Source organism: Komagataeibacter sp. SM21, from assembly GCF_041402665.1.
GTDB classification, from domain to species: domain Bacteria; phylum Pseudomonadota; class Alphaproteobacteria; order Acetobacterales; family Acetobacteraceae; genus Komagataeibacter; species Komagataeibacter saccharivorans.
In genome coordinates this window covers 103,329-113,371 of the sequence record NZ_JBGLOV010000009.1, presented here as the reverse complement: position 1 = coordinate 113,371, position 10,043 = coordinate 103,329, and the positions used below count along the sequence as shown (strand labels likewise).

Annotated in this window: 8 protein-coding genes; all 8 read right to left on the bottom strand. The window is 62.9% G+C overall.

Annotated elements, in window-relative coordinates; all coding sequences use genetic code 11:
- Nucleotides 1–39 precede the first annotated feature (39 nt).
- The 8 genes from ACBR42_RS10685 to nuoG are packed head-to-tail and all read right to left on the bottom strand — an operon-like array spanning nt 40 to nt 10,023.
- Nucleotides 40–1,542 (bottom strand): NADH-quinone oxidoreductase subunit N, encoded by a 1,503-nt coding sequence (locus ACBR42_RS10685; protein WP_371207989.1) that lies wholly within the window; start codon nt 1,540–1,542, stop codon nt 40–42.
- Nucleotides 1,539–3,047: a NuoM family protein gene (locus ACBR42_RS10680; RefSeq protein WP_371207988.1), complete on the bottom strand. Its 1,509-nt coding sequence runs from the start codon at nt 3,045–3,047 to the stop codon at nt 1,539–1,541. Before ACBR42_RS10680 ends, ACBR42_RS10685 begins: the two co-directional genes overlap by 4 nt.
- On the bottom strand, nt 3,044–4,972 hold the full coding sequence (nuoL, locus tag ACBR42_RS10675; RefSeq protein WP_371207987.1) for an NADH-quinone oxidoreductase subunit L: 1,929 nt from the start codon (nt 4,970–4,972) through the stop codon (nt 3,044–3,046). Before nuoL ends, ACBR42_RS10680 begins: the two co-directional genes overlap by 4 nt.
- 4 nt (nt 4,973–4,976) lie before the next feature.
- Nucleotides 4,977–5,288, bottom strand: coding sequence for an NADH-quinone oxidoreductase subunit NuoK (nuoK, locus tag ACBR42_RS10670; RefSeq protein ID WP_118963769.1), 312 nt, complete (start codon nt 5,286–5,288; stop codon nt 4,977–4,979).
- Between the two features lies 1 nt (nt 5,289).
- Nucleotides 5,290–5,790, bottom strand: coding sequence for an NADH-quinone oxidoreductase subunit J (gene nuoJ / locus ACBR42_RS10665; RefSeq protein ID WP_110547695.1), 501 nt, complete (start codon nt 5,788–5,790; stop codon nt 5,290–5,292).
- A 6-nt stretch (nt 5,791–5,796) separates the two neighbouring features.
- Complete coding sequence (nuoI, locus tag ACBR42_RS10660; RefSeq protein WP_371207986.1) at nt 5,797–6,309, bottom strand: NADH-quinone oxidoreductase subunit NuoI; 513 nt, start codon at nt 6,307–6,309, stop codon at nt 5,797–5,799.
- Nucleotides 6,310–6,337: 28 nt separating this feature from the next.
- Nucleotides 6,338–7,288: an NADH-quinone oxidoreductase subunit NuoH gene (gene nuoH / locus ACBR42_RS10655; RefSeq protein WP_371207985.1), complete on the bottom strand. Its 951-nt coding sequence runs from the start codon at nt 7,286–7,288 to the stop codon at nt 6,338–6,340.
- The gene (gene nuoG, locus ACBR42_RS10650; RefSeq protein ID WP_371207984.1) at nt 7,285–10,023 is read right to left on the bottom strand and encodes an NADH-quinone oxidoreductase subunit NuoG; all 2,739 of its coding nucleotides are present in this window, start codon (nt 10,021–10,023) and stop codon (nt 7,285–7,287) included. The genes nuoH and nuoG overlap by 4 nt, the downstream gene beginning before the upstream one ends.
- Nucleotides 10,024–10,043: the final 20 nt, after the last annotated feature.

Genomic DNA, 10,043 nt, shown 5'->3' with positions numbered 1-10,043 from the left:
TCCTTTCCATGTTTCCAGACAGAAAATACATCCCCCATGTTACAGGGCAGGGGGCGCGATCGCGGTTTTCATGATCGGTGCTTCAGGCGGCGTTCCGGTCAGGTTACGGGCAGGCATGGTTTTAACGGTGGCAGGCAGCAGCGGGTACAGCGCAGGGCCAGGAAAAAGGCCCCCCATAATCACGATTATGGTCAGAACGATGGTAAGGGCCGTCAGTTCCGGTTGTGGCTGTCTGGTAATGGGCAGGGACGGTGCTGCCCCTCCATTCATCATGATGCGGATGATGTTCAGGTAATAGTAAAGACCGATAATGCTGCCGATCACCAGAACCAGCAGCAACACGTCGCGCTGGAGTTCGACGCCGGTGCCCGCAATTTCAAATTTTGCAAAAAAGCCGATTGTCGGCGGAATGCCCGCAAGCGAAAGCAGCATAACCGACATGGCCGTGGCGGGCAGCGGGTTGGTGGCAAACAGCCCTTTCCATGCCGTAATACGGTTGCCATCCTGCCCCATGGCGGGGGCACATGCACAGATGATGGTAAAGACCCCCAGCGTGCTGACTGTGTAGGCCATGAGATAGACGGTCATCGCCCCGCCCTGCAGCCGTCCGGGGGAAAAGAAGGCGATAAGCAGATATCCCATATGGGCGATGGAGGAACAGGCCATAAGCCGTGTCAGGCTGTTCTGGCACAGCGCCAGCAGGTTTCCCCCCATGATGGTCAGGATGATGACGGCATATATTACCCCTTGCATGAAGGGCGGCAGGGGGCCGGCGCCGAAATAACGGACAAGGCTGGCGAATATCGCAATCTTGGCGGTCACGGCCGTAAAGGCGGCTATGGGCGGCGGCGCGCCTTCCATCACGTCGGGCAGCCACATATGGAAGGGTACGGCGGAAAGTTTGAAGAACATGCCGGCAAGGATCATGACCGTCGCCACCTGCGCCATGGACGGCGCAAAGCCCGCTGCCGCAACAGGTGGCACGAAGGCCAGCGAACCGCTCACGCCATAGGCCAGTCCCATGCCAAACAGCAGGATGGCCGATGAAACACCCGACAATATCAGATACTTCATCGCCGCTTCAGTGGCCTGCGCAAAGCGGTAATGCCGCGATGCGATCAGACCCATCAGGGATATGCCCAGAATTTCCACGCCAAGGAAAAAAGGCATGTAACTGGCACTGAACACCATGGAAGTGGCGCCAAGCGTGCCCAGCATCATAAGCAGCGGATATTCATCGGTCGGATGCGGCGCATCCCGCACCAGATCCCGCCACGACATGAACACGATGCACAATACCGACAGCAGAATCAGTACCGCCGTATAGATTGCCCAGCGATCCTGAACGAACAGGGCCGTCCCGTCAGCGGGCGGGGTGCCAAACGCATGGCTGACGCTGACAAGGGCGGCAAGCAGGGTCACGACCGCAATGACAAGGCTGCGGATCACGTTGCGCCGCCACGCAATGGCCAGCAGCATAACCATTGTCCCGGCCGACAGGACAGGCAGCGGCGCGGGAAGGAAGATGTCATGACCGATCATGGCGCGCGCCTTTCCCCGCTGGTGGCAGCCGTCACGGACAGCGCGGACGGGACCGCGAACGTCATGAATGGCCGGGGATACAGGCCCAGCACGATGACAGCGACCATAATGCTGCCCAGAAGGGCCATCTGCCGGGCCGGAAAGTCCGTTACGGGCTGCGCGCCCGGTCGCGTGGGAGCAAGGAATACCCGATTGACCAGCCGGAGCGAATAGACCGCCGCCAGAACCAGACCGGCTGCGGCCATGACCGCCATTGCCGGGCTGACCCGCCATGTGGCGAGGAGGACAAGAAATTCCCCCGCGAAATTTCCCAGCCCCGGCATGCCAAGCGATGCGACGGCAAAAAACACGCCCGCACCCGACAGGCGCGGCATGGCCGCCCATAGCCCGCCAATCATGCGCATGTCCCGGCTATGCACGCGATCCTGAATGGACCCGGCGATAAGGAACAGCGCCCCCGTGCTCAGCCCGTGCGCCAGCATCTGGATGATGGCCCCCTGCATGCCGGTCCACGATCCCGAAAAAAGTCCCAGCAGGACGAATCCCATATGGCTTATGCTGCTATAAGCGATCAGGCGCTTGATATCGTCCTGTTCACACGACAGCCACGCGCCATACAGGATACCCGCAATCCCCAGCCCCATGGCGACCGGGGCGAAGCGGGATGCCGCATCGGGAAACAGCATGATATCGAAGCGGATCATGCCATATCCCCCGGTCTTGAGCAGGATGCCCGCAAGCACCACGCTGGCGGTGGTGGGGGCCTGTGTGTGGGCATCGGGCAGCCAGACATGCACCGGCACGACCGGCAGCTTGACGGCGAAGGCGACAAAAAAGCCCAGCATGAGCAGCATTGAGCCGAGCGGCGACAGCCCCGTAGTGGCGAGCGCGAAATAATCGAAGGTCAGCACACCCGTCTGCCGGTAATGGATGATGACCAGGCCGAGGATGGACAGCAGCATCAGCAGGCCGCTACCCTGCGTGAAGATGAAGAACTTCATCGCCGCGCGCTGCCGGTCCTCGTGCCCCCATTGCGCAATCAGCACGAACATCGGCACCAGCATCAGTTCCCAGAAGAAGAAGAACAGGAACAGATCGGTGGCAAGGAACGTGCCGATAATGCCCGTCAGGGTGGACAGGAACAGGAAATGGAAAACCCCGGCACTGACCGTAACCTGCCGTGTCGAAAACATGACGCATGCAAGGCACAGCAACAGGGAAAGCCAGATCAGGGACAGCGACAGGCCATCCATATCCAGCCGGACCGCAATGCCCATCTGCGCAATCCACGGCAGGAAGAAATGATCCCGCCATCCACCCGCCTGTAGCGCAGGCCGCAGGCTTTCCACCACCAGCAGCACCGTTTCCAGCACAAGCACCACGACGCTAACAAACCACGATATGCTGCGCATCCGCACGCCGGTACCGACATGCAGGCGGTCCGCCAGCCACGCAATCACGCCCCCCGTGACGGGTAGCACGACAAGGGCGGGAAGCAGGCTCATGATAGCATCGCCCATGCAAGGGCCGCGCCCAGCCCGGCCACGATCCAGCCCGCATACCAGCGCACGCGGCCATTTTGCATCCGCACCAGCACAACTGTCCCCTCCCGACCCACCATGGCCGTGCGTTCGGCGGCGAGATGCAGGGCGGCGCGTCGTGCCCGCATCATCATCCGGCTTGTGGCGCGTGTCATCCAGCCTGCAGCCGCAGCCAGCCGGTCAGGCAGATCGTAGCGCGTGATCCGCACCACGAAGCGTAGGGGCATGACCGGAAGCAGGTCGCCCGTTCTCCCCCCTGTTTCGGGGATTGCGCGGGTGACGGGTCTGGAGCGTCCCCACACAATCCATGCGATCCCTGCGCCCGCAACCGGTGTGATCGCGCCTGCCAGCAGAAGCCAGACAGGCTCATGCGGATGGAACGCCATGCCTGCTGGATCGACAAACCGCGTAAACAGATGAACCGGCGCAATGTCGCCGGGCATTTCAATGCATCCGACGAATACGGACAGAAAGGCCAGACAGCCCAGCGGAACAGTCATGACCCACGGCGTGCGACCCGTGGGCACGGTTTTCTCCTGTCCATAAAAAACAAGGAAAACGCAACGGAAAATATACAGGGCCGTCAGCAACGCCCCGAACAGCGCCCCGCCCCACAGCAGATGACCCGAGAGGATGAAATCCGGTGTCAGCACGGGCTGGCCCCGCCATACGGCGGACAGGATCATTTCCTTGCTGTAGAAGCCCGCCGTCACCAGCGGCAGGGCGGCCAGCGCGCCAGCCCCGATGACAAAGGCGGCTGTGACACCGGGCATGAAACGGCGCAGCCCGCCCATGCGAAAGATGTCCTGTTCATGATCGACACGCGCGATGATCGCACCCGCGCAGAGAAAGAGCAGCGCCTTGAAACAGGCATGCGTCACCAGATGGAACAGCGCCGCCTGCCACGCCCCCACCCCGAGCGCCAGATACATGTAGCCAAGCTGGCTGATCGTGGACCATGCCAGAATACGCTTGAGATCCGACTGCACCAGCGCCGTGCAGGCCGCCACCAGCAGCGTCAGCATGCCGATTGCCGACATGATCGCCATAACCGGCGCGGCTGCGGCAAACAGCCCGTGCAGCCGCGCGAGCAGATACACCCCGGCTGTAACCATCGTGGCTGCATGGATCAGGGCGGATGTGGGCGTGGGACCAGCCATCGCATCGGGCAGCCAGGACTGGAAGGGGATCTGCGCCGATTTGGCAAGGGCGCCCGTCAGCAGCAACAGCGCACTTCCCGTCATGATCGCCGGGGAAAGCTGTCCCGCCGTAACAGCAAAAAGAAGCCCGTCAATCTGGAGCGAAGCGGTAGCCGTCGCCATCATCAGCAGCCCGCACAGCATGGCCACGTCCCCGATACGGGTGATGTAGAACGCCTTGCGCGCGGCGGCGGTATTGGCGGGGCTGTCATACCAGAACCCGATCAGCAGGTAGGAACACAGCCCCACCCCTTCCCACCCGATGAACAGGCACAGCAGGTCCGACGCCAGCACCAGCACCAGCATCGCAGCCACAAACAGGGTCATGCAGCCAAAGAACCGCGCGCTACCGGGATCAGCCGCCATGTACCCGATGGCATACAGATGGATCAGGAACCCAACGATGGTAACAACCGCAATCATGACAAGGGAAACCGGGTCCAGCGCAAACGCAATGGTGGCTGAAAAGCCCGGAACACGCATCCATTCCCACAATATGACATGCAGCGGATAAGTCACCGCACCGGACATAAACCCCGCCGCCAGCACACCACCCGTCATGGCGGAAAGCCCCACCGCACCGGTCGCAAGTATCCCGGCGGAGCGCCCCTTGATCCATCCCGCCGACAGGAACACGATCACGGTGGCGGCCAGCGGCCAGACAACCACAAGGGGGAGGAGTGCCGCCATGATCCTATCCTCGCAGAAGGTTGCCGGTATCGGCGTCAAGCGATGGGCGTCCGTGCGCATGCAGGCACAGGATGATGGCAAGTCCCACCGCCGTTTCTGATGCGGCAAGGGCAAGGATCATCAGGAACATCACCTGACCCGACGCATCCTGCCACCGTGCCCCCGCAGCGACGAAAACAAGCCCCGCCGCGTTCAGCATGATATCAAGCGACATCAGCATGAAGACGAGGTTGCGCCGCACCAGCACGCCAGCCAGTCCGATGGAAAACAGCATGGCGGCCAGAAGCAGCGCCGCGTTGAATGGAAAGGCGGTCATGTCAGGGCCTCTCCCGCAGGGTTCGCCCGATATGAAAGGCGGTAACAAGCCCGGCCAGCAGCAGGAAGGATGCCAGTTCGACCATAAGTACATACGTCCCGAACAGGCTCAGCCCCACGTCGCGCGCATCAATCGGGAAAACGGCACCATCCGGGTCGGACAGCGTGGGCAGGCCGTAAAGAAGTTCGCCGCACGCCACGACCGCCAGCAGCCCCGGCCCGATCCATGCGCGTGGCCGGAGCCATTCTTTTTCCCGGTCCCGGTCAGGCTGGCCCAGATTGAGCATCATGATGACGAACACGAACAGCACCATGATGGCGCCGGCATAGATGATGATTTCCAGCGCCGCCGCGAACTGTGCGCCCAGCATGGCCAGCACCATGGCCAGCGAGAGCAGCGTTACCACAAGGTACAGCACCGCATGCACCGCCACCGGACAGGTGACGACCATCATCGCCCCCACAAGGGTCAGACCACCGGAAAGGAGGGGCAGGACATACATGATGCGTCAGGGCAGCAGGCTGTGAAGGTCGATGGGCGCGCGTTCATGTTCCGACGCGCCCCGGTCCTTGCCCGGTATGGGAACGCCCGCGACGTGATGGAAACTGTAGCCGGGATATTTTCCCGTCCCGCTGATCAGCAGGTCTTCCTTTTCGTAGACAAGGTTGGGGCGGGCATATTCGCCCATCTCGAAATCCGGCGTAAGCTGGATGGCGTAGGTGGGGCAGGCTTCCTCGCAGAAACCACAGAAGAGGCAGCGCGAGAAGTTGATGCGGAAGTAATCCGGATACCATCGGCCATCGCGTTCGGTCTTCTGCAGGCTGATGCAGTCCACGGGGCATGCAACGGCGCACAGGTTGCACGCCACGCAGCGTTCCCCGCCATCGGGGTCGCGCGACAGGATGATGCGCCCACGGTAACGCGGCGGCAGGTAGGGCTGCTGTTCGGGATACTGCACGGTGGCGCGCCGGTGAAAACCGTGCAGGAACGTCAGCAGCAGCGTGCGCAGGGTATCGAGCATGGGACGTGCCTTTTTCTTGCAGGCGTGGTTATGACGCGCGCAGCATCATTACGGTTCCGGTGGCAAGGACATTGAGCAGGGAAAGCGGCAGCAGCACCTTCCACCCCAGCCCCATAAGCTGGTCATAACGCGGACGTGGCAGCCCCGCGCGCAACAGGATGAAGAAGGCGACGATTACGCCGGTCTTCAGCGCGAACCACACCGGCGCGGGCAGGAGCAGGCCATTGCCGCCGCCCAGATACAGCGTTGTGGCAAGGGCGCTGACAAGGACGATCCCGGCATATTCGGCAATGAAGAACATGCCGAATTTCATGCCTGAATATTCGGTATGGAAACCGGCACCCAGTTCATTTTCCCCTTCCGGCAGGTCGAAGGGCAGGCGGTGCGTCTCCGCAATTCCGGCCAGAAGGAAGACCACGAACCCCAGCCCCTGCGGGATGATGAACCACAGCCCGGACTGTGCCGCCACGATGTCGCGCAGGCTGAACGACCCGGCGACCATGACAACACCCAGCAGCGAAAGCGCCATGAAGACTTCGTAGCTGATCATCTGCGCCGCCGCGCGCATCCCGCCCAGCAGCGCATATTTGCTGTCCGACGCCCACCCCGCCAGAACGACCGCATAAACGCCCAGACCCATCATCGCGAGGATGAACAGCAGGCCCACATTCAGGCCCCCCGCAATGCCCCCTGCCGCAAGCGGAATGACGGCGAAGGACAGCAGCACCGTCATCATGCCGATGGCGGGTGCGAGAATGAAGACCCCCCGGTCGGCAAAGGGGGGCACCCAGTCCTGCTTGAACAGGAGCTTGATCCCGTCCGCCACCGCCTGAAACATCCCGCCCGGCCCGACACGGTTGGGACCGTAGCGATCCTGCCATAATCCAAGCAGCCGCCGTTCAACCCATGTCAGCACGGTGGCAAGTGCCAGCACCACAAGGGGTGTAAGCACGATGGGGGCGAGGGGAAGCGGCGTCATGTCGCCTCTCCCGCCGGGGTGATGCGCGCCATGCAGGGAAACATGAAGGCGGGGGACACCATGTGCGATGGGCACAGCACCACGCCATCCGGCAGCCCTGCCAGGGGTTCCACCGGCAGGGTATGCGCACCGTCCGGCAGGTGAAGGGTCATGTGTGTTGGTCCTGCAGCCCCGGTCGGCACACGCAGCGTGGGTGGTGTTGCCCGTGCGGCGACGGGCGGGGAAAGCATGCTCAGTTCCTCGCTCCCGAACAGGCGCGTATCGGGCAGCACCAGAACGCTATCTTCAGCGCGCGCAAACGCGGCGGGAATATCCGTGGCGCAGGGATGGGTGGGGTGGTCGGTAGCATCAGGTGCCGGAAACAGCCGGACCCCGGATATCCCCCCACGCATGTCCCCGCCGATTTCGTGCTGGAACCGGTTGAGCGACTGGACCGAGTTCCATGATGGCACCTGATAGCCGGGGACAAGAGACGGCGGCATGTCCGGGGTGTACGCCCCTTCCATCGAACTGCTGAACGGGGTGTCCGGACTGTCTGGCGGGGGCTGGTCACGCACGCTGATATGGGAGCGGATAACAGTCCGCCCGCTGGCGCGGTAAGTCTGGCTGCGCAGTTTCTGGCCATCAATGCGGTAATCGGCACCGGGGGCCGCATCCACCATGCCCGCCAGAATGGGGCAGGCGCGCCCCAGCGCGGCAATCACATCATCCAGCCCCTGCCATGTGGTCAGTCCGGTTGCCTGTATCCGTGCCGCTGCCTGTACGTTCACGCAGCCCTGCGCGCGGGCAAGGGCCTGCATCCATCGCCATCCCGCCCGGATGGGCTGGGGGGGATAAACCGCCTGAAAAAAGCGTTGCGCCCTGCCTTCCTGACTGACCAGCGTGCCACTGCATTCGCTGAAGGCGGCGGCGGGCAGCACCAGCGTCGCATCGCGGCATGGCGGCGTGTCCGTATGGTCGATGATGACGATGTTGGGCACCGCCTCAAGCAGTTCGACCACCGCAGCGGGGGACAGGCGACGGGTCAGGTCGTTTTCCGCAATCACAAGTGTTGCGATCTTTCCCGCCCGCGCCTGCGCCATCACGGCTTCAAGCGTAAGCCCCCCCAGCAGCGCCAGCCCCATGCTGTTACATTCCGGCAGGATCAGTGACAGCCCGCTTGCGGGGATGGTGCGTGCAAGGGCCGATGCAATGGCGGCGGCGGCGCGCATGAGTGCGGGCGACCCATATTGCATGCCCGATACCACAAGGGGCTTTTTTGCGGCGAGCAGCGTGGCTGCGACATGCTCCACCAGTCGGACCTGTTCATCGGTCAGGTCCGTAACAGCGGGGGTGGACGGGTCGATCCGGTGTGCTATGGCGAAACCGATACGCGCGATATCGTCAGGCACCGCGCGAAAGCACTGCGCGGCCACGGGGTCCAGATCCGTTGGGGCAGGGGTAAGGATGAACAGGCCGGATGGCGCATCACAGCCGATGGTACGCACGGCGGCATCCATCCAGCGCGGCACTTTCGCCGCATCCGCCATAGGGAAGCTTGGCTGGCGGACGGACTGGCGCAGCGACAGGCCCTGCCGGGGGGCGGTAGCGCAGACATCTTCCCCCAGAACCAGCACGCCATCCGCGCTTTCCATTTCATGCAGGCTGGGAATGACACCCGGATGCTGCCGCAGCAGCGTGCAGGCCAATTGCCCGCATGCCTGTTCAACCTGCGTCTGCCCGGTCGAAAACCGTGCCTCCCCGACAAGGGCGCGCAGGCTGAAACAGGTTTCCATGGATGCGCGGGGGGAGGCTATGCCAACGACCGGGCCATCAGCGGCCATGCGGGCGAACTGCATCACCGCGTCGCGCGTGGGAACGGGTGCGGGGTGTCCATCAATGCTGCGCATGGGCATGCGGATGCGGCTGTCGGCATTGACGAAGCCATGCCCGAACCGGCCCCGGTCGCACAGCATGTAGCGGTTGACGGCTGCATTGTACCGGTTGACGACCCGCCGCACGCTTTCTTCACGCGCATTGACGATAATGTTGCAGCCCACGGCGCAGTGGACGCATACCGACGGGGCGCCGCGCAGGTCCCATTTGCGTGTGTAGACGGCGGAAAATGGTTTGTCGGTAAATACGCCGGTGGGGCAGATTTCCACCAGATTGCCGCTGAAGGCGTTTTGCAGCGCACCGTCTTCCGCGCGGCCGAAATAGACACTGTCATGCGATGCGAAGGCAGCCAGATCGTCGCCCCCCGCATAATCGCGGTAGAACCGCACGCAGCGATAGCACGCGATGCAGCGGTTCATTTCGTGTTTCACGAACGGGCCGAGATCCTGATTGCGGTGCATGCGTTTTGTAAACCGGTAGCGGCGCTGGTTGTGGCCGGTCATGACGGTCATGTCCTGCAGGTGGCATTCGCCGCCTTCCTCGCACACGGGACAGTCATGGGGATGGTTGACCATCATCCATTCGATCACGCCCTCACGGAACGCGCGTGCCTGCGCATCCTCGATCGCAATGATGGCCCCGTCACTTACCGGCGTCATGCACGCCATCACAAGGCGACCGGTCCTGTCATCGGGACCGCTGAACTGACGGACCGCGCACTGGCGGCAGGCCCCCACGGAACCAAGTTCGGGATGCCAGCAGAAATAGGGCAGGTTCGCACCCGCTTCCAGACACGCCTGCAGCAGGTTGATGCCGGGGCGGGTGGGCCATTCGCGCCCGTCGATCCTGATGGTGGTCATGGCCGGATCTCCTGCCCGCC